This window comes from Actinoplanes sp. NPDC049668 (genome assembly GCF_044465445.1).
Lineage (GTDB): Bacteria > Actinomycetota > Actinomycetes > Mycobacteriales > Micromonosporaceae > Actinoplanes.
Window position 1 is genome coordinate 375,174 of sequence record NZ_JBITLR010000005.1, and the last position, 26,158, is coordinate 401,331.

Sequence of the window (26,158 nt, forward strand, 5' to 3'; positions counted from 1 at the left end):
TGTCGGACCCCGCCTCTATGTTCTGCGGCATGGTTTCGGCGGCGTACTCGTATCTCGGCCCCTCGGCGCTCGACGACGGCCTCCGTCTGCAGACCTCCGGCGGTCCGGCACCGCATCCCCGGTTCTTCACCGGGTTCCTGACCGACACCGGCGCCGCGGCGGCCGGCCTGCTGGCGGTCGCGGAGGTCGCCCGCACCCGCTACTTCCGCCCGGCGAGCCCGGGGAGCCTCGACCCGGTGGTGACCGCGGGCTCCGACCGGCTGCGGTTCGAGTCGTTCTCGGGCTGCTGCGGCGTCTACGCCCGCCTCGACGTGCTGCCCGCCGGCCTCGACGGGGAGATCGTCGCCCACGGCACCACCAACGTCGACGTCAACCAGCCGCTGCGGCGCGCCCTCGGCCGTGTCGGCCGCGCCGACCCGCTGCACCTCGCGGTCGGGCCCGACGAGCTCACCGTCACGACGTTCGACGGCCCGCTCGTCGAGCGCAAGGTGCCGCTGCCCTCGCGCTGGCTGCGCGGCCTCGCCGAGACGCAGGTGCTCACCTCCCGCTTCGACCCGCGCGCCGAGCTCGGCATCGCCGAGGCGCGCGCCCTGCTCAACGGGCTGCCGGCCGCCGACGGCTCGGTGCTGTGGGCCGTGCCGGCCGGGCGCTCGCTACGCATCACGTCCCGGCCGGTGCCCGGCGCCGTCTGCCTGCCCGGCGCGGGGCGCCTGGCCGCGCTGCGACCGCTGCTGCGCCACGCCACCGTCCTTCGGGTTTACGGCCCGCCGGTCGCCGCCGGCAGTGGCCCGGTGGCCAGCACCTGGGAGCTCAGCCTGCCGGCCCTGCGCCTGTCGCTGACCCTGTCACCCGAGCCGCACCGGGGTTTCTCCGGCGAGGGCGCGGTGCTCGAGGCGCTGTCGAGCGACGAGGTGCTCGACGACGCCGACCTGGTCAGCGCACTGCTCTCGTGGGATCCGGCGATCGACGTTGCCGCGCTCGCGGCCGCGGCGGGCCTGGAACCCGCGCGGGTCCGTGCCGCGCTGACCGCGCTCGGCACGGCCGGACGGGTCGGCTTCGACGTGGCCGAGGCGGGCTACTTCCACCGCACGCTGCCCTACTCGGCCGATGCCGTCGAGCGGATGAACCCCCGGTTGGCCGGCGCCCGGGCACTGGTCGAGGCCGGCGCGGTGAGCTTCGCCGGTGAGGTCGCGGCCGTCCGCGGCGCCGACGCCACCTACCAGGTCCGCCACGTCGACGGCCTCTTCTCCTGCACCTGCCCGTGGTGGGCGGGCCACCGCGGCGGGCGGGGCCCGTGCAAGCACGCGCTCGCGGTACGCCTGGTCCGCGCCGGCGCGGAGGCGACGGCGTGAGCCTCGACTGGGACGCGCTCGACCGGCACATCCAGAAGGCCGAGCACGCCGAGGTGACCGGCCTGCTGCTGGCCGCCACCGAGCAGGAGCGCCTGGCCTGCGCACCCCGGGTGGAGTCCCGGATCAAGGCGACCAGGACCGACGACTGGTGGACGCCCGGCGCCGACCCGTCCGGCGGCTACGCACTCGCCGTGATCGGGTGCATGCCGTCACCCGCCCGGGCGGCGGCGCTGCTCTGCCGGCGCGACCTGCGGGAACGGTGGCACTCGGTCCCGGCGAACGGCTTCCTGCGGATCGCGCGCGAACGCGAGCTGCCCTGGCTGGGCGAGCTCGCCGTCCGGCTGGCCGACGGCCTGGTGACGCGGGACGGGTGGTCGGAGGGCTGGTCGTTCGTGTCCACTGTGCTGCGCGCGGCGGGCGCCACCCCACCGGCCACCGAGGCGGTGGTGCGCGGCTGGCTCCGGGAGCTCAACGAGTTCCGCGACCACGACCGCCCGATACGGTACGTCGACCGGATGCGCGAACACCCGTTCCTCGACGTGCTGCTGCCGTCGGTGTTCGACATCGACGGGCTCGGCGGCGAGATGAACACCGGCTACCACCGGACGGACACCGGCTGGCACAGCGCGCCGCTGTTCCCCGCGGCCGTGGCCCAGCTCGTCGCCGAGGGCCGGCTCGACCGCGGGCAGATCCTCGCCGCCACCGTCGATCGCCTGGTCCGCGGCGACCGGCCCCACCATCTACGGACGTTCGTGCTGCTGCACGACGCCCTGGCGCCCACCGTGGACGAACTCGCCGAATACGCCTCCGACTACGCTCGGCTCCTGCCGGACGCCCCATCGACCGTCGCCGCCCTCGCCCAGCGCGCCCTGCGCGCCGTGGGTGACGCCGGCCGGCTGGAGCTCGACACGCTGCTCGAGGCGAGCCGCCCCACGCTCCTGCGCAAGGAGAAGAACGTGGTGAAGGCGCAGCTGACCCTGCTGGACCGGGCCGCGCGGCGCGAACCGGAACGCGCCGGCGAGGTGCTCGAGACGGTCGCCGAGGCCTTCGGCCATCCCGCGCTCGACATCCAGGAGCGCGCGCTGACGCTGGTCGACCGGCGGTCCGCGGGGATCTCCGCGGACACCCGCGCCCGCCTGGCCGGCGCGGCCACCGCGCTCGGCGCCGACCTGCGCGCCCGCGCGGCAGCGACGTTAGGCAGCACCACACCTGAACCGAGACTCGCAGCGGACCCTGCGGCATCGGCCGGCGCGGCGGTTGGCCCGGCGGGGGCTGGTCCGGCGGGGGTTGGCCCGGCGGGGGTTGGCCTGGAGGGGGCTGGCCTGGTGGTTGGCCCGGCCGGGGTTGGCCCGGCGGCATTGGTTGGTCCTGCGGCAGTCGCCGCACCTTTGGCGGTGGTGATCCCGGCGCCGGCCGCGATGCCGCCGCCGATCGGTGACGCCGCCGAGCTGGCCGAGGAGGTGGTGGCGCTCCTGCATGAACAGTCGGCCGTCCGCTGGGAGCGGGTGCTGGCGGGCCTCGTGTCGCGCCGGGCCGCGGGCGAGACCGCCCAGCTCGCCGCCGCGCTGGAGCCGGTGCTCGACCGGCACCCGAACCACTTCGCCGACCATGACTGGGGCTACTGGCAGCGGATCGGCCTCCTCGGAGATGCGATCCGCGCCGTCATCGCGCCGGACCGGCACGGCGCCGGCCTGCTGCGGATGATCTCCGGCGTGCGCGCGGCACATCAGGGCGGCGACTCGTCCCTGGCCGCCACGCCCGACGGGATCCTGTCGTTGCGCATCGCCGAGATCACGGTCCAGGTGGCGAGGGCGCCGGTGCCGATGCTGGTCGCCACGCCGACGCACGTCAACGGCGCACTTCCCGCCGAGGTGCTGCTGCGACGCCTGCAGGCGGCCGAGGCGCAAGGGTGGCAGCCGTGGCGCCTGGACCTCGAGCAGGCGCTGCTGCGGGTGCCCCGCGATCGAGACGCCGAGGTGACCAGGCGGGCGGAAGCACTGACCACGCCCGCGGGCCGGGAATTCGCCGAGTGGCTGACCGCCGGTGGCCTGCCGGACCCGGTCAGCACCCGCTTCGAGCAACGCGCCGGCGCCACCGGTTTCTCCGGCTACCGCGCGCAGCCCGTGGCGCGGCGGGTCGTCGCCAACCTCGAGCCGGTGCGCGACGGCGGGCTCCACCTGGAGAAGCGTCTGGTCCCGCTGGTTCACCGGTCCAGAACGGACTACTACCGGGAAGACCTGGTGCCCGACGTGGACGTGCTGGCCATGGCGCTGCCGCACCACCGGGAGGTCGTCGCGGCGCGGGCACTGCTCGGCTTCGCCGCCCTCGCGGAGGAGGAGGGACTCGCCGGCGCGAGCTCGTTCCCACAGCTCGCCGAGGCCTCGGGCCCGATCGGGCCGGCGATGACCCTCGCGCTGGCCTACCTGTGCGGCGCCCGGCACCGCGCCGACCGGGCGGCGGCCGTCGACGCCTTCCTGATCCTGGCCGCCCGCGACGAACCGTTCGCGGCCGCGCTCGGCGCGGACCTGGGCGACCTGTGCGGCGACGGCACGGTCAAGCTGAACCGGGTCGTGCTCGCCCTGGCCGACGCCCACGCGGCAGGCGCCTCCGGTGCCGTGTGGGAGGTCCTCGCCGCGGCCCTCCCACTCCTGCTGCCCAAGGCGCCGCGCGGGCTGCCGGACCTGCTGGAACTCGCCAGCCGGGTGGCCGCCGAGACCGGCGTCCGGGCAGAGATCGAGCGACTGGCGGAGGTGGCCGGTAGGCCGGGCAGCACGCGGCTGGTCAAGGAGGCGAGGCGCCTGCGGTCGGTGCTCCTGACCTGAGGCGGCGCCGAACCGCGAGGGTCACTTGTCCAAGGCCTGCCCGATGTCCCAGTCGTAGCGCCGCCCGGCGGGATCCTTGTCCCGCCAGACCACCTTCCACGTGCCGTCGTCGTTCTTGTCCGGAGGACTCAGCTCGCCGTGGCCGTGCAGTTCCTTGACGATCGGGCTGCTGCCGGCCGGAAAATGGAACGATATCGAGAAGAAGGTGAAGGCAGATGGTGTTCCGTTTGTCGTCTGCAGGCGATCGTCCCACCCTAAATGGTCGAAGCCCTGCTTGCGCAATGGCTGCCACAATCCCTTCGGGCGGTATTCCACGCGCCATTCCGACGGCACCGACATCGCGGGATCGAAGACCAGCCAGAGTTTCAGCGCATTGATCTGTTCGCGGAGCGGGATGACCGTGATCTCGCCGCCTTCGCGGTGCGCGGTGAATCCGATGTCGTCCTTGCTGCAGATTCGTTCGAGATACGTGGGAACGATCGGGCGCATCGTCCGATTGGTGACCAGCGGCGCGGGCGTGGTGATCCGTTTCTCGACGACGAGATCCGCATCGTCGTCCTTACCGATGATCACGGTGACCTCGAGGGTCTCCGAGAACAGCGGGCGCTCCCGGTCGCTGGTTCGCTCGATCGCCTCCAGGCACCGCTGGTGCGCCGAGCGCACCTCGCTGAGTGTCAAGGCGCCCGCAGCGACCTCTCCGCGCAGCTCACGCACCTTCTCCAGGAAGAAGAGGTGCCAGATCTGGATCACGAGATAGAGCAGGCCGGTCAGAAACACCGCGATCAGAAGGAAGCGACTGAACCCGGTCGGCATGACACTGAGCTGCGCGATGTCGGCAACCACGCCGAGAACGATGCCGGTGAATACGACCGCGAGGATCACCGGCTTCCTCCAGCGACGGACTTTCGCCGGTCCGGACGGTGGCTCGATCAGTTCCTCCCGCTCCGCTGCTGTGGTCCAGCCATCCTGCGCAGCGCCCGCCGAAAGCCCAAACACCCTACCGGGTGACCCTCACCTCCGGGGTCGGATGATCGGACGGCCGCCGGCAATGTTCAGTCCGATCCGCCGAGCGAATGCAGGAGGGCGGCATGCCACCTTCCACACGGAGGGTCTAAAGCGCCGGGAAGTCATTGCCGGACAGCACCGGCTCTCGCATCCTACGGAAGGTTACATTGTGCACGGTCGATAAGAAGTCCTCGATCGATCCACTCGCGGAGGCGATCATCATGCGGATCCCATCGCCGGGTCCTGCCCTAGCCCGGCCTCGGCCGGAGAACCCCGAATCCGGGCCGGCGGCGCCGGCCGAGGGGGGTGAGGGCGGAAACATGAGGTCGCGGCTGGCCGCCCTGATCGGCACGAACGGCCTGCTCGCGACGGCTCTGCTGCTGTCCGCGATTCTCGTCGGCCTCACGACGGCGGTCTTGAACTGGGCCTGACGCCGGAGTGGAGAATGAGCACCCGGCCTCGGGACGGAGTACCCAGGCCGCTGACGCCGCCGGTCCGCCTCGAGCAGAGCGGAGGCCCCGCGTTCGCCGCCGCTTCGAGCTGCCGCTCGGGCCACCCTGAACAGGCTGAATGACGAACGGGCCGGGGCGACGAGCCCCGGCCCGTCATACCCACTGCACGCGTGCGCGGCACGGCCGCACGCGACGCCGCCGGGTCAGCAGAAACTGCCGCCCTCGCCGCCGCGCCGCCGGCCGGCGACGCTCAAGCCGGTCGAACCGGTCCGAGAATTCATGAATTTCTCCAGTGGGATCGTGGTTGACCCGGCCCTGTGCCGGTCGAGCCGACACCACCATACGGCGGCATCATCCAGGTGAACGGCGTTCCGCACAGATGGGTGACTGGCCCGCGGCGGCCACACCCGCTCCAGCTACCGTCAGCCGTTCGGCCGGGACGCGATCGCCTGCAGCGACCAGCTGTTGCCGTCCGGGTCGCGGAAGTGGACGAAGTTCCCCCACGCCTGCGCGTCGACTTCGCCGGCCTCCACGCCGGCGTCCACGAGGTGTTTGCGGGCGGCCTCGGCGTCGGGGACCACCACCTGGATCTCCTGGGTGCCGGGCACCTTCTCGGTGATGCCGTCGCCGATCACGATCGAGCAGGCCGAGCCGGGCGGCGTGAGCTGCACGAACCGCAGGCCTTCGTGGACCCGGTGGTCGTGGTCGGCGTTGAAGCCGATCCGCTCGTAGAACGCCTTGGCCCGGTCAACGTCGGTGACCGGCACGGGGATGAGTTCGATCTTCCACGTCGATGTCATGCACTCATTCTTCACGCCATTGAGGTCAGAATCTGACCGCTGTCCGACGCCTATCTGGACGGCCGAGCCGGCGCGAGCGACGGCCAGCGGTGTGCGGCCCACGCCGGCCAGTCGGGCCAGCCCGGCGGCGGGTCCGGGACCGGGCCGGAGCCGCTCAGCTCGGCCGCGTCGGGCGCCTCGAACTGTGTGCGCCACTCGTCGATGTCGGCGTCGGTCATCGGGAACGTCGTGTGCGGGGCGTTCGCCTGGCGGTGTGCGATCCGGGCGCGCTGGACGTCCCGGTCGACGGGCAGGTAGACGACCTGGCAGGACGCGCCGGCCGAGGTCGCCAGGCAGCGCAGCGCCGAGCGCTCGTCGCGGCTCCAGAGCCCGAAGTCGAGCACGACGCTGGTGCCCAGCCGCAGCGCCTGCAGCGACAGTGCGATGAGGCGCCCCTCCAGGAGGTCGCGCTTGCCGTCGGGCTGCGAACCGTCGAAGAGGGCGATCATCCACTCGTCCGGGGTCAGCCGCAGCGCGCGGTGCGCCGCGGCGAGCTCTCCGGCCCGGGTGGTCTTTCCGGCGCCGGGCAGCCCGACGATCAGGATGAGCTGTGGTGATGGGAGTTGCTGAGACACGGACTTGCTCCCCGGATCACGATGGACGATCCGGCAGCGCGCAGGAGGAGGTGGGCTGGCTGCCGGCGGGACACCGATCCAGCGGGGCAGGCGGCAACCGCCTTACCGCCGCTGTGCGGCGGCGCGGATCTGCATGGCGGCGGAGCAACCCATGCCGTCACCATAACGGACCGGCCGGCCACCGCCGTCCCGGCCAGGTGATCAGTTCGACGGCGGGGGAGCGGTGCTGGCGCGCCGCACCAGGCGGGTCGGCACCAGGACCGTGCCCGGCCCGTCCGGCTCGTCGCGGATCTGCCGCAGCAGGCCCTGCACGCAGCGGCGGCCGACCTCCGCGAAGTCCTGGTGCACCGTGGTCAGCGGCGGGAGGTACGACGACGAGTCCGGTATGTCGTCGAAGCCGACGATGCTGACGTCGCCGGGTACGGCCCGGCCGTGCTCGTGCAGCGCGCGCAGCACCCCGAGCGCCATCTGGTCGTTGGCGGCGAAGACGGCCGTGCACCGCGGCTCCGCGGCCAGGGCCAGGCCGGCGCGGTAGCCGGAGTCCGCGGACCAGTCGCCGCGGTGCACCGGCGGCACGGGGCGGCCCGCCTCCAGCAGGGTCCGCCGCCACGCCTGGGTGCGGCGCTCGGCGGCGAACGACTCGGCCGGGCCGGTCACGTGCCAGACCGTCTCGTGGCCGAGGTCGAGCAGGTGCTGGACGGCCTGGCGCGCGCCGTCGGCCTGGTCGGTGTCGACTACGGGGTAGCGGTCGCCGGCGTCGGAGTCGACGACGACGACCTGCACGCCCGGGGGCAGGGTGAGGTTCGCGGCGTCGAGCAGGTGCACCTCCATGATCACGATGACGCCGTCGACGGCGAGTTCGCCGAGGCGGGTGAAGGCGCCCAGGACGCCGTCCTGGGTGGGCACCGCGACCGGGATCAGCGTGATCGCGTAGCCCTCCTTGGCCGCGTAGCCGGCGATCGCCTCGACCGTGCGGCTGTTGCCGGTGGTGGCGAGCGTGAAGAGGATGACGCCGATGGTGCGGAACTCGCCCAGCTTGAGCGCGCGGGCCGCGCTGTTGGGGCGGTAGCCCAGCTCCTGCATGGCGGCGAGCACCTGCCGGCGGGTCGATTCGACGACGCCCGGGTGTCCGGTGGAGACGCGGGACACGGTCTGCGCGGAGACGCCGGCGAGCCGGGCCACGTCGGCCATCGATACCGCCCGGCCGGTGCGCCGGGTGCGGCCTGCCGTCATCGGCGGCAACTCCTTCTTGACGATCCCGCAATCGCGGTGAAACCATCGGCCTCGATGTTAGCGCAAACATAGCGCGCGGCGCGGGATGTTTACGCAAACATCGACGAGGGCGGAGGGTGACACCGTGGGCGCGAGGCGGCGGCGGTCCTGGGCGGGCTGGCAGTTCGTCGCCCCGTTCATGGTCGTCTTCGCGCTGGTCTTCCTCGCGCCCATCGCGTACGCGATGTATCTCAGCCTGTTCCGGAACCGGCTGATCGGCGGCAACTCGTTCGTCGGCCTGGACAACTACCGGCAGGCGCTCACCGATCCCAACTTCTGGTCCGCGCTCGGCCGGGTCTCGCTCTTCCTGGTCGTGCAGGTGCCGATCATGCTGCTCCTCGCCCTGCTGGTCGCGCTCGCGATCGACAGCGGCCGGCTGTACGGCCGGGCCTTCTTCCGGGTCTCGATCTTCCTGCCGTACGCGGTGCCGGCGGTCGTCGCGACGATGATGTGGGGCTTCATGTACGGCTCCCGCTTCGGCCTGATCGGCAACATCAACGATGCCCTCGGCACCAGCCTGCCGGACCCGCTGCAGCCGAGCTGGGTGCTCGCCTCCATCGCCAACATCGTGACCTGGGAGTTCGTCGGCTACAACATGCTGATCTTCTACTCGGCGCTGCGCACGGTGCCGGGCACGCTCTACGAACAGGCCGAGATCGACGGCGCCGGCGAGCTCCGGATCATCCGGGCGATCAAGCTGCCGGCCATCCGGGGCGCCCTGGTCGTCGCCACCATCTTCTCGGTGATCGGCAGCTTCCAGCTGTTCAACGAGCCGAGCATCCTGCAGGGCCTGGCGCCGAACGCGATCACCACCTACTTCACCCCGAACCTGTACGCGTACTCGCTCTCCTTCTCGGGGCAGCAGTACAACTACTCCGCCACCGTGGCCATCCTGATGGGCGTCATCACCATGGTCATCGCGTACGCCGTGCAGCTGCGCGGCACCAGGAGCGCTGAGCGGTGACCCGGCGCCGCCGCAGCACGGTGCTGACCGCGCTCACCGGGATCGTGCTGATCTACAGCCTGGTCCCGCTCGCCTGGCTGATCGTCAACGCCACCAAGACGCAGGACGGGCTGTTCACCTCGTTCGGCCTGGGGTTCGACGACGGGCGCTTCGCCCTCTGGGAGAACATCCGCCTGACCCTCACCTACGACGACGGCATCTTCCTGCGCTGGCTCGGCAACACCCTGCTCTACGTGGTCGCCGGCGCCGGCGGCGCGACGTTCCTCGCCGTGCTCGCCGGCTACGGGCTGGCCAAGTTCGACTTCCCGGGCCGGCGCGCGGTCTTCGTCACCGTCATCGGCGCGGTCGCCGTGCCCGGCACCGCGCTCGCCGTGCCCACGTTCCTGATGTTCAGCCGGCTGGGCCTGACCAACACGCCGTGGTCGGTCATCATCCCGTCGCTGATCACGCCGTTCGGGCTCTACCTGATGTGGACGTTCGCGGCCGAGGCGATCCCGGACGAGATCATCGAGGCCGCGCGGGTCGACGGCGCGAGCGAGGCGCGGACCTTCTTCACCATCTGCGTGCCGATGCTCGCGCCGGGCATCGTCACGGTCCTGCTCTTCAGCATGGTCGCGACCTGGAACAACTACTTCCTCCCCTTGATCATGCTCAAGGACCCGGACTGGTACCCGCTAACCGTCGGGCTCAACGCCTGGAACCAGCAGGCCACCACCGCGGGCGGCACCGCCGTCTTCCACCTCGTCATCACCGGATCGCTCCTGACGATCCTCCCGCTGCTCGCCGCGTTCCTGCTGCTGCAGCGGTACTGGCAGTCCGGCCTCGCCGCCGGCAGCGTCAAGCAATAGAAGGGGACGTCCATGCCAACCATCACCCGGCGGCGCCTGATCGCGGCAGCCGCGGCCGCAGCCACCGTCCTGGCCCTCTCCGCCTGCGGCGACGACGACGAGGGCGGCGGCTCCACCACCACCGCCGCCGTCTCCGACGCCGACGTGCAGGCCGCCCTGGAGAAGGGCGGCACCCTGACGGTGTGGGCCTGGGAGCCCACGCTCAAGCAGGTGGTCGCCAAGTTCCAGCAGGCCAACCCCAAGGTCAAAATCAACCTCGTCAACGCCGGTACGGGCAACGACCAGTACACCGCCCTGCAGAACGCGATCGCGGCCGGCTCCGGCGTCCCGGACGTCGCCCAGCTCGAGTACTACGCGCTGCCGCAGTTCGCGCTCGCCAAGTCGGTCACCGACCTGGGCCGGTTCTCGGCCGGGTCGCTGAAGGACACGTTCACCCCCGGCCCATGGGCCTCGGTGCACAGCGGCGACGGCGTCTTCGGCCTGCCGATGGACTCCGGCCCGATGGCGCTGTTCTACAACAAGGAGGTCTTCGACAAGCACGGCATCGCGGTGCCGGCCACCTGGGCCGAGTACCTGGACGCCGCCCGCAAGCTGCACAAGGCCGACCCGAAGGCGTACATCACCAGCGACACCGGCGACGCCGGCTTCACCACCAGCATGATCTGGCAGGCCGGCGGCAAGCCGTACCAGGTCGACGGCACCACCGTCACGATCGACTTCTCGGACCCGGGCGCGACCGAGTTCGTCAACGTCTGGCAGACGCTGATCAGCGAGAAGCTGCTGGCGCCGATCGCGCCGTGGAGCGACCAGTGGTTCCAGGGCATCAGCAACGGCTCGATCGCCACCCTGGCCACGGGCGCCTGGATGCCGGCGAACTTCACCTCGAGCGCGCCGAGCGGCGCGGGCAAGTGGCGCGTCGCCCCGCTGCCGCAGTGGCAGGCGGGCGCCAAGGCGAGCGCGGAGAACGGCGGCAGCTCCCTCGCAATCCCGGAGAAGGCCGCCGACAAGACCCTGGCGTACGCGTTCCTCAAGTACGCCGCCGTGGGTGACGGCGTGCAGATCCGGGTCGACAACGGCGCGTTCCCGGCGACCACCGCGCAGCTGACCTCGCCGGCGTTCCTCGGCGACGAGTTCGAGTACTTCGGCGGCCAGAAGGCCAACGAGATCTTCGCCCAGTCCGCGCAGGCGGTCGTGCCCGGCTGGACGTACCTGCCGTTCCAGGTGTACGCCAACAGCGTCTTCAACGACACCGTCGGCAAGGCGTACGTGTCGTCGACGACCCTCGCGGACGGCCTCAAGGCATGGCAGCAGCAGTCCGCCAAGTACGGCACCGAGCAGGGCTTCACCGTCAAGTGAGCCCGACACCACACCGCTGGCTGCGCCGGCCCGACCCCGCGGGCGCGCCCCGGCTGGAGTACGGCGCGGACTACAACCCGGAGCAGTGGCCGCGCTCCACCTGGGACGACGACGTGGCGGCCATGCGGGCCGCCGGGATCACCGTCGTCTCGCTCGCGATCTTCTCGTGGGCGCGCCTCGAGCCGGCCGAGGGCGAGCACGACTTCGGCTGGCTCGACGAGGTCATGGATCTGCTGCACGCGGGCGGCATCGCGGTCGACCTGGCCACGGCGACGGCGTCCCCGCCGCCGTGGCTGACCGCGAAGCACCCCGAGATCCTGCCCGTCGACCGGCACGGCGCGACCGTGTGGCCGGGCGGCCGCCAGCACTGGCGGCCGACCTCGCCGGTGTTCCGCGCGCACGCGCTGCGGCTGGTGCGCACGATGGCCGCCCGCTACCGCGACCACCCGGCGCTGACCGCGTGGCACATCTCCAACGAGCTGGGCTGCCACAACGTCTACGACTACTCCGAGGACGCCGCCGCCGCGTTCCGCGCCTGGCTGCGGACCCGCTACGGCGACCTGGCCGCACTGAACGCGGCCTGGGGCACCTCGTTCTGGTCGCAGCACTACGGCGACTGGCAGCAGATCCTGCCGCCCCGGCAGGCGGCGACCCACCCCAACCCGACCCAGCAGCTCGACTTCAAGCGCTTCTCCTCCGACGCGCTCAAGGACTACCTGCGCGCCGAGCGCGCGGTGCTGCGCGAGCTCACCCCGGACGTGCCGGCCACGACCAACTTCATGATCATGGGCGACCAGAAGGCGATGGACTACGCGGACTGGGCGGCGGAGATCGACTTCGTCTCCAACGACCACTACGTGCGGCGCGGCCCGCGGGCCCTCGACGAGCTCTCCTTCTCGGCGAACCTCACCGGCCACGTCGCGGGCGGCCGCCCGTGGTTCCTGATGGAGCACTCGACCAGCGCGGTGAACTGGCAGCCGGTCAACGTGCCGAAGAAGCCCGGCGAGCTGGCCCGCGACTCGCTGACCCACGTGGCGCACGGCGCGGACGCGGTCTGCTTCTTCCAGTGGCGCCAGTCGGCGGCGGGCGCCGAGAAGTACCACTCGGCGATGCTGCCGCACGCCGGCCGCGACTCCGAGGTCTTCCGGTCGGTGGTCGCCCTCGGCGACACGCTGCGGCGGCTGGCCCCGGTCGCGGGTACGGCGCGGCGCCCGGCCCGGGCGGCGATCCTCTTCGACTGGACGTCGTGGTGGGCCAGCGAGCAGGACTCGCACCCGACCGACCGGCTGCGCTACCGCCAGGAGGCCCTCGACTGGTACTCGGCCTTCCTCGACCTGGGCGTGCGGGCGGACGTGGTGCCCGTCTCGGCCGGCCTGTCGGGCTACGACCTGGTGGTCGCGCCGGTGCTGCACGTCGTGCCGGCCGAGCTCGCCGACCGGCTGCGGGCGTACGCGCACGGCGGCGGGCACCTGGTGACCACGTACTTCTCCGGCATCGTCGACGAGCACGACCACGTCTGGCTCGACGGCTACCCGGGGCCGCTGCGCGAGCTGCTCGGCATCCGCATCGAGGAGTTCGCGCCGCTGCCCGACGACGAGCGGGCCGAGCTCGACAACGGGCTGATCGGCACCCTCTGGACCGACCGGCTCAGGGTCACCGGCGCGGACGTCGAGGTGCTGGCCTCGTACACCGGCGGCGGCCCCGCCATCACCCGCCGGCCGGCCGGTGCGGGCTCGGCCGCGTACGTCTCGACCCGGCTCGGGCCGGACGGCCTGGCGCCGGTGCTCGGCGAGCTGCTGACCCGCGCCGGGATCGGCAGTGAGCTGCCGGCCGCCCTGCGCGGCCGGGTGGAGCTCGCGGTCCGTGGCGACTTCTGGTTTCTGATCAACCGCACGGCCGGGCCGGTCGAGCTGACCGGCCTGGACGGCGAGCCGCTGCACGGCTCGGCGGCGCTGCTCGAGTCCGGGGGAGTCGCGGTCCTGCGCCGCCCGGAGTGACCCGGAGATTTTCTTCGCCGGCTGGCAACCTTTCCGGCCCCACGGGCAACTGAGGGGGCAAGTGATCCGCGGGGAGGCCGTTCCATCAGGACCTCAACCGGCCTCCCCGCGGGTACCTGGCCGCCGTCCCCCAACCACAAATGAACCCCGGCTGCTCCGGTTCCGTTATCCCCGACAGCCGGGGTAGCCGGTTTCCACCCGTACGACAGGAAGGACCGTGTGAGGGACACCGATCACGAGCGCGCCTTCCGGCGGTTCTTCGAGCAGCACCACGCGGACCTGTCGCGGCTCGCGTACCTGGTCACGGGCGACTCCGGGGTGGCCGACGACCTGGCGGCCGACGCGTTCCTGGAGGTGTGGCGGCACTGGGAGCGGGTCGAGGCCGCCGACAGCCCGATCGCGTACGCCCGCGGCATCCTGGCCAACCTGGCCCGCCAGTGGATCAAGCGGCAGAGCCGGGAGCGGCTGGGCCTGCTCGGCCTCGGCCTGTTGCGCCGCGACCGGGCCGAGCCCGACACGCCCGCGGTCCTCGACGTCCGGGCGGCCCTGCGCCACCTGCCGCTGCGCCGCCGCGAGTGCGTGGTGCTGCGGTACGGGTTCGACGTGCCGGAGCGCGAGGTCGCCGAGATCCTCGGCATCTCCGTCGGCGCGGTGAAGAGCCTGACCTCGCGGGGCGCGGCCCAGCTCAGCGAGTACCTGAAGCAACTGCCAGTGACGACGGGAGGACTGAGTGCGACGGCTTGACGAGCACGACCTCCGCTTCGTGCTGCGCGAGGAGGCGGAGCGGCACCGGCCGGACCGCGGGGCGATGCTGGACCGGATCGCCCGCGGCCGCGCGGAGCGCGAACCCGCCCTCAAGGAACGCCTCTTCGCCCTGCTGCGCCCGGCGGCCGCGGCGCTCGCGGTGGCGGTGGTGCTCGTGCTGGGCATCGCCGGCGTGCGGCTCGCCGACGGCGGCGGGCCGGACGGCGCGCCGGTGGCCGCCCCGACGCCCGTCGCGCCGACCGGTCCGCCGCCGTCGGCCACGGCGCCCCCGCGGGTGTCGACCAGCAGCGGCACCGCCACGAAGACGAAGAAGCCGCCGGCGGCCGATCCCGGCCGGGACGGCTATCTGTCCTCGGCGGGCGCCGTCGACCGGAACTCGACGGACGGCTGGGCGCAGGACAACGTGGTGATCGAGAACACCAGGCCCCTGACGGCGCTCGCGGTCACCGTCAACGTCGCGATGACGCCGGGCCTGGTCGAGGCCGGTCGGTTCACCACCGTGGCGGGAAACCTGCTGACCATCGCCAGTAGCCGCAAGGGCGACCTGCTGGTGTTCCGCTTCACCCTGGCCGAGGGCGCCGTGCTCGCGCCGGGCCGCTACACCTTCGCGGCGCAGTTCAGCCACGCACCGGGCCGGCGCTCCGCGGCGGGCGACACCTACTCGGCCGAGGCCACCGCGGGCGGCCGGGACGCGCAGGTCACGGGCGTGTTCACGGCCGGCTGACCCGGTCGCCGCAGACCCGGTCGCGGCCGCTGCGCTTGGCGGCGTAGAGGTTGCGGTCGGCCGCGGCCAGCACCGCGCCCGCGGTCGGGCCGGCTCCGGTCACGGTCGTGATGCCGATGCTGCAGGTCACCGTCAGCTCGCGGGTGGTGGGCGTCCAGTCGTGCCCGGCGACGGCCATGCGGATGCGCTCCGCGGCGATCCAGGCCGCGGCCTCGTCCGCACCGGGCAGCACGACGACGAACTCCTCGCCGCCGAGCCGGGCGACCACGGCGTCGTCGGGCGCGGCGGCGGTGAGCAGGCCGGCGAAGCGCCGCAGCACCACGTCACCGGTCGCGTGCGACAGCGTGTCGTTGATCCGCTTGAAGTGGTCCAGGTCGATCAGCGCGACCGAGAGCGGCCCGGTCGTCGCGACCGCGTCGAGCGCCGCCGGCAGCTCCTCGTCGACGTGGCGCCGGTTGTGCAGGCCGGTGAGCGCGTCGCGGTGCGCCAGCTCGCGGAACTCGTCGGTAGCCCGGCGCGCCTCCTCCGCCTCGTACACCGCCTGCAGGGCCCGGGACCGGGCGTCCTGCTCCGCGGAGGTGAGCCGCTGCGTCTCGGCGTGGAAGTGGCGGTACTCCTCGAACGCCTCCTGGTAGCGCCCGGCGGCTGCGTACACGAGGGCCTGCTGCTCGCGGGCCCGGGCGTGCTGGCCGGCCAGGCCGTGCTCGGCGCACAGCCGCAGGGCCCGGTCCAGCAGCTCCTGGGCGCGGTCGATCTCGCCGAGCGCGCGCTGTGCCTCGGCGGCGGTGAGCAGGGCCTCCTCGAGCGTGTCGCCGTCGTCGAGCAGATACGGCGCCGGCGGGTCCTCGCCGAGCAGGGGCGCGAGGATGGACTCCACGTCGGCGTGCCGGCCGGCGAGCATCGCGAGCCGGGCGAGGGTGTCCAGGACGGTGCCGGCCAGCGGCTCCCCGAACTTCTCGGAGGTCGCCCACATCTGCCGCTCGAGCTCCTCCGCGGCCTGCAGGTCGCCCCGCTCGTACGCGGAGTAGGCGATGTTGTTGAGCAGCTTGATCGCCAGTAGGCCGTCGCGGTTGGCGGCGGCGATGACGAACGCCTCCTCGAAGACGCGCACGGCCTCCTGCTGCGACCCGGTCTCGTCGAGCAGCACGGCCAGGCCCATCAGGTGCCGGGCTCGCAGCGGCGACGGCACGTCCTCGGAGGTGTGCGACATGCACTGGATGGCGTGTTCCAGCCCGGTGGCGTTGTCGCCGAGCTGGCGGAAGAAGAGGGCCAGGGCGCGGTGGCAGCGGGCCAGCAGATACTGGTCGCCCAGCGCGACGGCCTCCGGGTGGACCTGGTGGATGATGCGCCCACCGGCCACCGTGTCGCCCTTGCGCATCATGGCGGTGGCGCCGACGAGCCGGGCGCGCAGGACGAGGTCGGTGCGGTCGAGGGCGGCGGCCTCCCGCTCGGCGCGCTCTGCCGCGGGCACGTCCGGCGGGTAGGCCGGCAGGTCGCCGTTCTCCAGGTTCAGCAGCACTTCGGCCAGGCGGTCCGCCTGTGCCGGCGCGTGTGTGGTGGTCACGATGCTCCTGAGGGTGGGCAGGTTCCCAGATTCGCGGCGACCGGGTGCGTGACCGGTGTGGTCACGGGAGCGGACGGGTTGCGGCCCGGCCCGGGGTGACGGGCCGGGCCGCAGGGGCGGGGTGACGGTGGTCAGGCGGCCGCGCAGACCGGGGTCGGCGCGGTGTTGGTGCCGGTCGAGCTGGCGGTGAAGCCCCAGCTGGTGCTGCCCCGGGCCGGCACCGAGCCGTTGTACGGCATGTTGCGGGCCGTGACGGCCGAGCCGGACGACGTGACCGAGGCGTTCCAGGTGTTGGTGAACTGCTGGCCGCTGGGCCAGGTCCAGGTCACGGTCCAGGAGGTGATCGCCGAGCTGCCGGCGGTGACGGTCACCGCGCCCTGGAAGCCGCTGCCCCACGAGCCGGTCACCGCGTAGGTGGCCGTGCACGTCCGGCCGGCGGGCGGCGAGGTCGGCGGGGAGGTGGGCGGTGACGTCGGCGGTGAGGTCGGGGGAGTGGTCGGCGGGGTGGTGGGCTGGGTGCCGCCGAACACGGACGCCTCGCGGGAGGTGGCCTTGATGCCGTTGGCGCCGTTGAACAGCCGCTGGCCCCAGGAGGTCAGCGCGGCGGCGCTGAAGTTGGTGACCAGGTCGAGGTACTCGACGCCGCCGCCGTTGCCGCTCCAGGACCAGCCCAGGTAGCCGATGCCGCGGCTCTGCGCGGTGGCCAGGATGGTGTCCTCGTCGGGGTTGCCGTCGGAGTGGTTGTGGCCGAACTCGCCGACCACGATCGGCAGTCCGGCAGTGATGAACCGGCCCAGGTAGTCGTTGATCTCCGCGGCGGTGTCGAAGACGCCGTACATGTGGATCGAGAAGATCGTGTTGCGCTGCGGATCGGTGGCGAAGACCGAGGCCGCGTTGTCGCGCATCGTGAAGGTCCAGTCCTGGCCCCAGTTCGGCGCGTCCACCATGATGGAGTGCTCGAAGCCGGCGGCGCGCAGCCGGGTGATCGCGTTCTTGGTGTCCGCGACCCATCCGGCCGCGTTGTTGTTGCCGTACGGCTCGTTGCCGATGTTCAGGATGACGTAGCGCTCCTGCCCGGCGAGCGCGCTCTTGACGCTGATCCAGTAGTCGACCGCCTGGGCGAGGGTCGCGGCGCCGCTCTGCTCGCCGTACCCGGTGGTGTCGTGGGCCTCCAGCACGCAGATCAGGCGGTTCGCCTTGCACTGGGTGATCACGGCGGACACGTTGGCGGCGTTGTCCGGTCCCCAGCGCTGTCCGCTGCCGAGCACGATGCGGACCGTGTTGGCGCCGAGCGCCTTGATGTCGGCCAGCGCCTGGGGTGTGCGGTCCTGATACCAGGTGTGTGCGTGGTTCACCCCGCGCATCACGAAGTTGTTGCCGTTGGCGTCCAGGATGCGGGTGCCGCTGACGGTGAACCCGGCGGCGGCCTGTGCCGGCTGCGCCGCCACGGCGACCATGCCGGTCACCGCCACCAACAGGGCGGCCAGGCCGCCGAACAGTCTGCGTCGTCTCACGGGTGTCCTCCTCGGGCGGCTCGCGCCGCCGGTCGTTGCGGGTGAGTGGGTCGCACCGATGGCGGGCAGCGCAGACGGGTGAGTCGGCGGGGGTGAAGTCGCCATCGGTTCGGGAGCGCTCCCACGATGGATCGACAGGCATCTTCCTACCTACTCGGTTCAGTTGTGTCAACACGCTTCTCACTCCATCGAAATGTTTCGAGCTCTTGACAACCAGATGACGGCGGGACACATTCATGGGAGCGCTCCCATGAGAGACGTCCGTCGATGGCGCTTCCCCCGGCGCCGCGACGTGCTCGGAGAGGAATCCCTTTGCGACGCCGATTCATCACCCTGGCGGCCGCCGCACTGCTGCTCGGTGCGACGCCCTTCGTGGCGCAGGCGGCCGGCCGTCCTCCGGCCGCCCGCGCCGCCGCGGCCGCCGCCGCCGACACGTACGCCTGGAAGAACGTGCGCATCGACGGCGGGGGCTTCGTGCCCGGCCTGATCTTCAACCGCGCCGAGAAGAACCTGATCTACGCCCGCACCGACATCGGCGGCGCGTACCGCTGGAATCAGGCCGGGCAGAACTGGGTGCCGCTGCTGGACTGGGTCGGCCAGGACAACTGGGGTTACAACGGGGTGCTCAGCATCGCCACCGACCCCGTCGCCCCCGACCGGGTGTACGCGGCCGTCGGCATGTACACCAACAGCTGGGATCCCAACAACGGCGCCATCCTGCGCTCCACCAACCGCGGCGCCAGCTGGCAGGTCACCCGGCTGCCGTTCAAGAACGGCGGCAACATGCCGGGCCGCGGCATGGGCGAGCGGCTGGCCGTCGACCCGCACGACAACAGCCACGTCTTCTTCGCCGCCGAGGGCGGCAACGGCCTGTGGCGCAGCACCGACTACGGCGCCACCTGGGCGAAGGTCACCGCGTTCCCGAACGCCGGCAACTACGTGCAGGACCCGAGCGACACCAACGGCTACCTGAGCCAGAACCAGGGCCTGACCTGGGTGACCTTCGACGACGTCACCCGCGACGTCTACGTCGGCGTCGCCGACAAGGAGAACCCGGTCTACCGCTCCACCGACGGCGGGGCCACCTGGTCCCGGATCGCCGGGCAGCCGACCGGCTACCTGGCGCACAAGGGCGTGCTGGACTCGGTCAACCACTACCTGTACGTCGCGACCAGCGACACCGGCGGCCCCTACGACGGCGCCAAGGGCCAGGTCGCGCGCTACAACACCGTGACGGGGGAGTGGACCGACGTCAGCCCGGTCAAGCTCAGCGCCGGCGCCGACCTCTACTTCGGCTACTCCGGCCTGACCGTCGACCGGCAGAAGCCCGGCACGCTCGTGGTCGCCACCCAGATCTCCTGGTGGCCGGACGCGATCTTCTTCCGGAGCACCGACAGCGGGGCGACCTGGACCCGGATCTGGGACTGGAACGGCTACCCGAGCCAGACCAAGCGCTACACCATGGACATCTCGGCGAACCCGTGGCTGGACTTCAACACCAACCCGCAGCCGCCCGAGGCGACACCCAAGCTCGGCTGGATGAACGAGTCCGTCGAGATCGACCCGTTCGACTCCAACCGGATGCTCTACGGCACGGGCGCCACCGTCTACGCCACCACCCAGCTCACCAACTGGGACAGCAACACCACGTTCAGCATCCGGCCGATGGCCAAGGGGCTCGAGGAGACCGCGGTCCTCGACCTCGCCAGCCCGCCCTCGGGCGCCCCGCTGGTCAGCGCTCTGGGCGACATCGGCGGCTTCCACCACGCCGACCTCGACGCGGTGCCGGCGACCTTCCACGACCAGCCGAGCCTGGGCAGCAACACCAGCCTCGACTTCGCCGAGCTCAACCCGCAGGTCTTCGTGCGGGTGGGCAACGCCGACGCGGCGCCGCACATCGGCGTCTCCAGCGACGGCGGCCGCAACTGGTACGCGGGCCAGGAGCCCGCCGGCGTCACCGGCGGCGGCTCGGTGGCCGTCTCGGCCGACGCCAACGCGGTGGTCTGGGCGCCGGCCGGCGCCGAGGTGCACTACTCGACCACCCGCGGCAGCTCCTGGACCAGGTCGGCCGGACTGCCCGCCGGCGCCAAGGTGGAGAGCGACCGGGTCAACCCCAAGACCTTCTACGGGTACGCGGCGGGCCGGTTCTACCGCAGCACCGACGGCGGGGTCACGTTCGCCGCCTCGGCCGCCGCGATGCCGTCGACCGGCCGGGTCAACCTCCACGCCGTGCCCGGCAAGGCCGGCGACGTCTGGCTGGCCGGCGAGACCGGGCTGCTGCACTCCACCGACTCGGGCGCCACCTTCGCGGCCGTCGCCGGGGTGACCTCGGGCATCAACGTCGCGTTCGGCAAGGCGGCGCCCGGCGCCGCGTACCCCGCGGTCTTCCTGGTCGGCACCGCCGGCGGCGTGGCGGGCGTGTTCCGCTCCGACGACGGCGGCGCCTCCTGGGTGCGGATCAACGACGACGCGCACCAGTACGGCAACGCGGGCGACGCCCTCGCCGGCGACCCCCGGGTGTACGGCCGCGTCTACCTCGGCACCAACGGCCGCGGCATCCTCTACGCCGACCGCCTGGGCGGCACCTCCACGCCGTCGCCGAGCCCGTCCACCTCCTCGCCGTCGTCGTCCCCGTCCACCTCGTCGCCGTCCCCGTCGCCGTCCACGCCGCCGCCCGCCTCGGGCTGCGCGGCGACCTACCGGATCACCGGGTCCTGGCAGGGCGGCTTCCAGGGCGAGGTGGTCGTCCGGAACACCGGCACCGCGGCGACCAAGTCCTGGACCGTCGGCTGGACCTTCACCGCCGGGCAGACCCTGTCCCAGGTGTGGGGCGGCACCGGCGGACAGAGCGGCACCGCGGTCACCGTCCGCGACGCCGGCTGGAACGGTGCCGTGGCACCGAACGCGACCGCCACGCTCGGCTTCATCGCCTCGTGGACCGGCAGCAACCCCGTCCCCGCGCCGATCTCCTGTGCGGCCACGTCATGACCCTCCCCACCCCCAGGAAGGACCAGCGATGAGATTTCTGTCCCGGAGAACCCGTTGTCGACGCGGCCTGGCCGCGTCGGCCGCGGTACTCCTCGGCGCCGGCCTGGTCGTCGCCGGCTCCTCGCCGGCGCAGGCAGCCGCCGCGTGCACGGTGGTGTACCGCGTGCAGAGCCAGTGGAGCGGCGGCTTCACCGGCGACATCGCCATCACCAACACCGGCGACCCGGTGACCAGCTGGCGCCTGGAGTTCGACTTCCCCGACTCGTCGCAGCGGGTGACGCAGGGCTGGAGCGGCGTCTACACGCAGAGCGGCCAGCACGTCACGGTCAACAACGCGGCGTGGAACGGCAACCTCGGCACCGGCGCCTCGGTCAGCACCGGCTTCAACGGCACGTTCGGCAGCGCCAACCCGGTGCCGACGGCGTTCACCCTCAACGGCACCGCCTGCAACCAGACGGCCGCCGTGCCGACCGTGGCGATCACCAGCCCGGCCGCCAACACCCGGTACACCGCGCCCGCCTCGATCCCGATCGCGGCGACGGCGACCGCGACCAGCGGCCGGACCATCAGCAGGGTCGAGTTCTACCACGACGGCCTGCTGCTGAACTCCGACACCGCGGCGCCGTACGCGTACACCTGGGCCAGCGTCCCCGCGCAGACGGCGGCGTACCACCTGCAGGCCATCGCGTACGACTCGACGGGCGCGAAGAGCGCGACCGCCGACGTGCCGGTCTTCGTCGACGCCTCGACCAACCCGACGGTCGTCGCCGATCCCACGTCCGTGACCGTCTCGCCCGGCGGCACCACCACGTTCAAGGTGTCGCTCTCCAAGGCGCCGACGGCGAGCACCACGGTGGCGATCGCCCGTAGCGCCGGTGCGACCACGGTGTCGGCGACCCCCGCCTCGCTGACGTTCACCACGTCCAACTGGAACACCGCGCAGACGGTGACCGTCGCGGCGACCGCGGCGGCGGCCGAGAACACCAGCGCTACGTTCAGCGCGACGGCGACCGGCCACACGGCGGCGAGCGTCGTCGCGACCGTCCTGGCACAGGGCAGCGCCAACGCGCGGTTCACCCAGTTGTACAACGACATCAAGAACTCGGCCAACGGCTACTTCAGCCCCGAGGGCGTGCCCTACCACTCGATCGAGACGTTGATCGACGAGGCGCCCGACCACGGCCACGAGACCACGTCCGAGGCGTTCAGCTACTGGCTGTGGCTCGAGGCCGAGTACGGCCAGGTCAGCGGCAACTGGGCGCCGTTCAACGCGGCGTGGACGTCGATGGAGAAGTACATCATCCCGTCGCACGCCGACCAGCCCACCAACGCCAACTACAACGCGTCGAAGCCGGCGACCTACGCCGCCGAGCACCCGCTGCCGTCGTCGTACCCGTCGCAGCTCGACACCGGCGTCACGGTCGGCACGGACCCCCTCGCGGCGGAGCTGAAGAGCGCGTACGGCACCGACGACATCTACGGCATGCACTGGCTGCTGGACGTCGACAACACGTACGGCTTCGGCCACTGCGGCGACGGGACCAGCCGGGTCACGTACATCAACACGTTCCAGCGCGGGCCGCAGGAGTCCACCTGGGAGACCGTGCCGCAGCCGTCCTGTGACACGTTCAAGCACGGCGGCCCGAACGGCTACCTCGACCTGTTCACCAAGGACGCGAGCTACGCCAAGCAATGGAAGTACACCAACGCGCCGGACGCGGACTCGCGCGCGGTGCAGGTCGCGTACTGGGCCAACCAGTGGGCGACCGCGCAGGGCAAGCAGTCGCAGATCTCCACCGCGGTGGCCAACGCCGCCAAGATGGGTGACTACCTGCGGTACTCGTTCTACGACAAGTACTTCAAGCAGCCCGGCTGCACCTCCACCGGCTGCCCGGCCGGCACCGGCAAGAACGCCTCGAACAACCTGATGTCCTGGTACTACGCCTGGGGCGGCGCCTACGACACCAGCGCCGGCTGGGCGTGGCGGATCGGCTCGAGCACCAGCCACTTCGGATACCAGAACCCGATGGCGGCGTACGTGCTGAGCAACACCACCGCGCTGGCGCCCAAGTCGCCGACCGCCAAGGCCGACTGGCAGGCCAGCCTGAACCGGCAGCTCGAGTTCTACCAGTGGCTGCAGTCGTCCGAGGGCGCGATCGCCGGCGGCGCGACGAACAGCTGGAACGGCAACTACTCGGCGCCGCCGTCCGGCACTCCGACGTTCTACGGCCTGGCCTACGTCGAGGCGCCGGTGTACGCCGACCCGCCGTCCAACCAGTGGTTCGGCATGCAGACCTGGTCCCTGGAGCGGCTGGCCGAGTACTACTACCTGACCGGCGACGCCAAGGCCAAGTCGGTCCTGGACAAGTGGGTGCCGTGGGCGCTCGCGAACTCCACCATCAGTGCGACCAACTTCGAGATCCCGTCCGACATGACCTGGTCGGGCGCGCCGGCCACCTGGAACCCCTCCAGCCCGGCCGCGAACACCAACCTGCACGTCACGGTCAAGAGCAAGGGTCAGGACCTGGGCGTCGCCGGCTCGTTCGCGAAGCTGCTGACCTACTACGCCGCCAAGTCCGGCAACGCGAGCGCCAAGACCGCGGCGAAGAACCTGCTCGACGCGATCTGGACGAAGAAGGACTCGAAGGGCGTCTCGGTTACCGAGACCCGCGCCGACTACAACCGGTTCGACGACGTCTACAACGCCTCGACCGGGCAGGGTCTCTACATCCCGCCGGGCTGGACCGGCAAGATGCCGAACGGCGACGTGATCGCCCCCGGCAAGTCCTTCCTGGACATCCGCTCCTTCTACCGCAACGACCCGGACTTCCCCAAGGTCCAGGCGTACCTGAACGGCGGTGCGGCGCCCACCTTCAACTACCACCGATTCTGGGCACAGGTCGACGTCGCCACCGGCTACGCGGACTTCGCCCGTCTCTTCCCGAACGGCTGAGAGGAAAGTCATGAGACGCAGACGAAGTTTCCTGTACGCGGCGGCCGTCCTGCTGGCCACCGGCGTCGGGGTGACGGTGCTGCAGAGCGAGGCCTCGGCGCACGGCGCGATGATGGCGCCCGGCAGCCGCACCTACTTCTGCTGGAAGGACGGGCTGTCCGGCACCAACGGCGCGATCATTCCCAAGAACCCCGCCTGCGCCGCCGCGGTGGCGCAGAGCGGCACCACACCGCTCTACAACTGGTTCGCCGTGCTGCGCTCCGACGGCGCCGGCCGGATGGCCGGCTTCATCCCGGACGGTCAGCTGTGCAGCGGCGGCACCGGTGGCCCGTACGACTTCACCGGCTACAACCTGGCCCGTAACGACTTCCCGGTGACCCACCTGACGTCGGGTGCCAGCATGCGCTTCGACTACAACAACTGGGCGAAGCACCCCGGCACGTTCTCGCTGTACATCACCAAGAACACCTGGAGCCCGACCCGGCCGCTGGCCTGGAGCGATCTCGAGTCGACCCCGTTCTCCCAGGTGGTCAACCCGGCGTCGGTCGGGGGGCCGGGCACCAACGACGGCCGCTATTCGTGGACGGGCAACCTGCCGTCGGGCAAGACCGGCCGCCACCTGATCTACTCGGTGTGGGCGCGTTCGGACAGCGCGGAGACGTTCTACGGCTGCTCGGACGTGACCTTCGACGGCGGTAACGGCGAGGTGACCGGGATCGGGGACGGCACCACCACGCCGCCGACCACGCCGCCGACGACCCCGCCGACCAGCCCGCCGACCAGCCCGCCGACAAGCCCGCCGACCAGCCCGCCGCCGACGGGCAGCGCCGGTTGCTCCGCGATGTACAACGTCACCGGCGCCTGGAACGGCGGGTGGCAGGGCGAGGTCATGGTGCACGCCGGCGCTACACCCGTGAACAACTGGACGGTGTCATGGACGTTCCCCGGTGCGCAGACGATCAGTCAGCTGTGGAGCGGCAGATACACCGGCAGCGGCTCACTGGCCACGGTCAAGAACGAGTCCTGGAACGGGACGGTCGCGGCCGGCAGCCACACCACATTCGGGTTCCTCGGCACCGGTACCGCACCGACGTCCGTGCAGAACCTGACCTGCACCACACCGTGAGGTGAGGAACGGGGCCCGGGAGCGATAGGGCGCTCCCGGGCCCCTTTACCGTGGTGCCGCGGTGCTGCCGCGGACGACGAGTTCGGGGGTGACGGTGATATGAGCCGGGGAGGCCGCGTCGTCGTCCGGCTCGGCCATGTGCTCGAGCAGCAGGGTGAGGCTGCGCCGGCCCAGCTCCGCGAAGTCCTGGCGCACGGTGGTCAGCGGCGGCATGAAGTATCCCGAGTCGGGCATGTCGTCGAAACCGACGACGCTGACCTCCTCGGGCACCCGGCGACCGGCCTCGTGCAGGGCGCGCAGCACGCCGAGCGCGATCCGGTCGTTGGCGCAGAAGACGGCCGTGACGGACTCGTCCCGGGCCAGCCGCTGGCCCTGCAGGTAGCCCGACTCGGCGTTCCAGGACTGCGGGACGATCGGGGGCACCTCGGCGCCGGCCCGCTGCAGCGCGTCGCGCCACCCGGCGATGCGCTCCTGCGCCTCCGGCCAGTCCGCCGGGCCGGCGACGTGGTGCACCGTGCGATGGCCCAGGGCGAGCAGGTGCTCGGTGGCCAGCCGGGCGCCGGTGGCGTTGTCGATGCGTACCGTCGGCACCGCGCCGGCCTCACCGGCGCCGCCGACCGCGACACAGTAGAGGTCCGAGGGTGCCTGCAGCAGGCCGTTGGTGACGGCCGGCTTGGGCGCGATCGCGATGATGCCGTCGACCGCGTGCTGGCGCAGCCGGTCGACCGCCTCGAGCACCGGGCGCCGGTCGAGGTTGCGCACCATGGCGATGCTGACCAGGTAGCCCGCCGTGCGGGCGGCGTCCTCGATGCCGTAGAGCATGGAGGCCGGCCCGAACAGGGTGGTCTCGAAGCCGATGATGCCCAGCGTGTGCGACTGGCGGGTGACCAGGGTCCGCGCGGCCAGGTTGCGGCGGTAGTCCAGCGACTCCATCGCCTCGAGGACCCGTTCCCGGGTCTCCTGCCGGACGTTCGGGTGCTCGTTGAGCACCCGCGAAACGGTCTGGTGCGACACGCCGGCGAGCTTGGCGACGTCCCGCATG

18 protein-coding genes are annotated in these 26,158 nt (G+C 71.9%); 11 read left to right on the forward strand and 7 right to left on the reverse strand.

Translation table 11 applies throughout. From position 1 onward, the window contains the following. The first annotated feature begins 29 nt into the window (after window positions 1–29). Window positions 30–1,352: an SWIM zinc finger family protein gene (locus tag ACIBSW_RS22835; RefSeq protein ID WP_354728587.1), complete on the forward strand. Its 1,323-nt coding sequence runs from the start codon at window positions 30–32 to the stop codon at window positions 1,350–1,352. After that, window positions 1,349–4,174 (forward strand): DUF6493 family protein, encoded by a 2,826-nt coding sequence (locus ACIBSW_RS22840; RefSeq protein WP_354728585.1) that lies wholly within the window; start codon window positions 1,349–1,351, stop codon window positions 4,172–4,174. The genes ACIBSW_RS22835 and ACIBSW_RS22840 overlap by 4 nt, the downstream gene beginning before the upstream one ends. A 21-nt stretch (window positions 4,175–4,195) precedes the next feature. On the opposite strand, the gene ACIBSW_RS22845 is transcribed toward ACIBSW_RS22840, so the two are convergent. The 4 genes from ACIBSW_RS22845 to ACIBSW_RS22860 form a co-directional block, all read right to left on the reverse strand. Then, window positions 4,196–5,056: a hypothetical protein gene (locus ACIBSW_RS22845; RefSeq protein ID WP_354728583.1), complete on the reverse strand. Its 861-nt coding sequence runs from the start codon at window positions 5,054–5,056 to the stop codon at window positions 4,196–4,198. Between the two features lie 997 nt (window positions 5,057–6,053). Then, entirely contained in the window at window positions 6,054–6,431 is a 378-nt protein-coding gene (locus tag ACIBSW_RS22850; RefSeq protein WP_354728581.1) for a VOC family protein, read from the reverse strand. 50 nt (window positions 6,432–6,481) lie between these two features. Next, window positions 6,482–7,045: an ATP-binding protein gene (locus ACIBSW_RS22855; RefSeq protein ID WP_354728579.1), complete on the reverse strand. Its 564-nt coding sequence runs from the start codon at window positions 7,043–7,045 to the stop codon at window positions 6,482–6,484. 201 nt (window positions 7,046–7,246) lie between these two features. Beyond that, a complete protein-coding gene (locus ACIBSW_RS22860; protein WP_354728577.1) occupies window positions 7,247–8,278 on the reverse strand; it encodes a LacI family DNA-binding transcriptional regulator in 1,032 nt (343 codons plus the stop codon). Window positions 8,279–8,402: 124 nt separating this feature from the next. Here ACIBSW_RS22860 and ACIBSW_RS22865 point away from each other — a divergent pair, with 124 nt between their 5' ends. The 6 genes from ACIBSW_RS22865 to ACIBSW_RS22890 all read left to right on the forward strand — a co-directional run bounded on the left by ACIBSW_RS22865 (window position 8,403) and on the right by ACIBSW_RS22890 (window position 14,971). Continuing rightward, entirely contained in the window at window positions 8,403–9,281 is an 879-nt protein-coding gene (locus ACIBSW_RS22865) for a sugar ABC transporter permease (RefSeq protein WP_354728575.1), read from the forward strand. Beyond that, the gene (locus ACIBSW_RS22870; RefSeq protein WP_354728573.1) at window positions 9,278–10,129 is read left to right on the forward strand and encodes a carbohydrate ABC transporter permease; all 852 of its coding nucleotides are present in this window, start codon (window positions 9,278–9,280) and stop codon (window positions 10,127–10,129) included. The genes ACIBSW_RS22865 and ACIBSW_RS22870 overlap by 4 nt, the downstream gene beginning before the upstream one ends. Before the next feature lie 12 nt (window positions 10,130–10,141). Beyond that, window positions 10,142–11,485: a sugar ABC transporter substrate-binding protein gene (locus ACIBSW_RS22875; protein ID WP_354728571.1), complete on the forward strand. Its 1,344-nt coding sequence runs from the start codon at window positions 10,142–10,144 to the stop codon at window positions 11,483–11,485. Beyond that, window positions 11,482–13,482 (forward strand): beta-galactosidase, encoded by a 2,001-nt coding sequence (locus tag ACIBSW_RS22880; protein ID WP_354728569.1) that lies wholly within the window; start codon window positions 11,482–11,484, stop codon window positions 13,480–13,482. Before ACIBSW_RS22875 ends, ACIBSW_RS22880 begins: the two co-directional genes overlap by 4 nt. Before the next feature lie 219 nt (window positions 13,483–13,701). Continuing rightward, the gene (locus ACIBSW_RS22885) at window positions 13,702–14,226 is read left to right on the forward strand and encodes a SigE family RNA polymerase sigma factor (RefSeq protein ID WP_354728567.1); all 525 of its coding nucleotides are present in this window, start codon (window positions 13,702–13,704) and stop codon (window positions 14,224–14,226) included. Then, a complete protein-coding gene (locus ACIBSW_RS22890) occupies window positions 14,213–14,971 on the forward strand; it encodes a hypothetical protein (protein WP_354728565.1) in 759 nt (252 codons plus the stop codon). The genes ACIBSW_RS22885 and ACIBSW_RS22890 overlap by 14 nt, the downstream gene beginning before the upstream one ends. Here the strand turns inward: ACIBSW_RS22890 and ACIBSW_RS22895 are convergent. Both ACIBSW_RS22895 and ACIBSW_RS22900 read right to left on the reverse strand, forming a co-directional pair. Continuing rightward, window positions 14,958–16,535 carry a GGDEF domain-containing protein gene (locus ACIBSW_RS22895; RefSeq protein WP_354728563.1) on the reverse strand — a complete coding sequence of 526 codons (1,578 nt, stop codon included), beginning with the start codon at window positions 16,533–16,535 and terminating at the stop codon, window positions 14,958–14,960. The two genes, ACIBSW_RS22890 and ACIBSW_RS22895, sit on opposite strands and share 14 nt — an antisense overlap. A 131-nt stretch (window positions 16,536–16,666) precedes the next feature. Further along, window positions 16,667–17,992: a cellulase family glycosylhydrolase gene (locus ACIBSW_RS22900; protein WP_354728593.1), complete on the reverse strand. Its 1,326-nt coding sequence runs from the start codon at window positions 17,990–17,992 to the stop codon at window positions 16,667–16,669. 369 nt (window positions 17,993–18,361) lie between these two features. On the opposite strand from ACIBSW_RS22900, the gene ACIBSW_RS22905 reads away from it, so the two are divergent. Genes ACIBSW_RS22905 through ACIBSW_RS22915 form a run of 3 tightly spaced genes read left to right on the forward strand, consistent with a single transcriptional unit; the run spans window position 18,362 to window position 25,116 of the window. Beyond that, on the forward strand, window positions 18,362–21,037 hold the full coding sequence (locus ACIBSW_RS22905; RefSeq protein WP_354728561.1) for a cellulose binding domain-containing protein: 2,676 nt from the start codon (window positions 18,362–18,364) through the stop codon (window positions 21,035–21,037). Between the two features lie 28 nt (window positions 21,038–21,065). Continuing rightward, complete coding sequence (locus ACIBSW_RS22910; protein WP_404799428.1) at window positions 21,066–23,990, forward strand: glycoside hydrolase family 48 protein; 2,925 nt, start codon at window positions 21,066–21,068, stop codon at window positions 23,988–23,990. 10 nt (window positions 23,991–24,000) lie between these two features. Beyond that, window positions 24,001–25,116, forward strand: coding sequence for a lytic polysaccharide monooxygenase (locus ACIBSW_RS22915; protein WP_354730664.1), 1,116 nt, complete (start codon window positions 24,001–24,003; stop codon window positions 25,114–25,116). 45 nt (window positions 25,117–25,161) lie between these two features. Here ACIBSW_RS22915 and ACIBSW_RS22920 read toward each other — a convergent pair whose 3' ends face one another. Continuing rightward, a complete protein-coding gene (locus ACIBSW_RS22920) occupies window positions 25,162–26,157 on the reverse strand; it encodes a LacI family DNA-binding transcriptional regulator (RefSeq protein ID WP_404799448.1) in 996 nt (331 codons plus the stop codon). Window position 26,158 lies beyond the last annotated feature (1 nt).

Bases quoted from the DNA above. Each gene is read 5' to 3' on its own strand.
- ACIBSW_RS22860 (WP_354728577.1), bottom strand. From the start codon at position 8,278: ATGACGGCAGGCCGCACCCGGCGCACCGGCCGGGCGGTATCGATGGCC.
- ACIBSW_RS22915 (WP_354730664.1), top strand. From the start codon at position 24,001: ATGAGACGCAGACGAAGTTTCCTGTACGCGGCGGCCGTCCTGCTGGCC.
- ACIBSW_RS22910 (WP_404799428.1), top strand. From the start codon at position 21,066: ATGAGATTTCTGTCCCGGAGAACCCGTTGTCGACGCGGCCTGGCCGCG.
- ACIBSW_RS22835 (WP_354728587.1), top strand. From the start codon at position 30: ATGGTTTCGGCGGCGTACTCGTATCTCGGCCCCTCGGCGCTCGACGAC.
- ACIBSW_RS22850 (WP_354728581.1), bottom strand. From the start codon at position 6,431: ATGACATCGACGTGGAAGATCGAACTCATCCCCGTGCCGGTCACCGAC.
- ACIBSW_RS22920 (WP_404799448.1), bottom strand. From the start codon at position 26,157: ATGCGGGACGTCGCCAAGCTCGCCGGCGTGTCGCACCAGACCGTTTCG.
- ACIBSW_RS22900 (WP_354728593.1), bottom strand. From the start codon at position 17,992: ATGGTCGCCGTGGCGGCGCAGCCGGCACAGGCCGCCGCCGGGTTCACC.
- ACIBSW_RS22875 (WP_354728571.1), top strand. From the start codon at position 10,142: ATGCCAACCATCACCCGGCGGCGCCTGATCGCGGCAGCCGCGGCCGCA.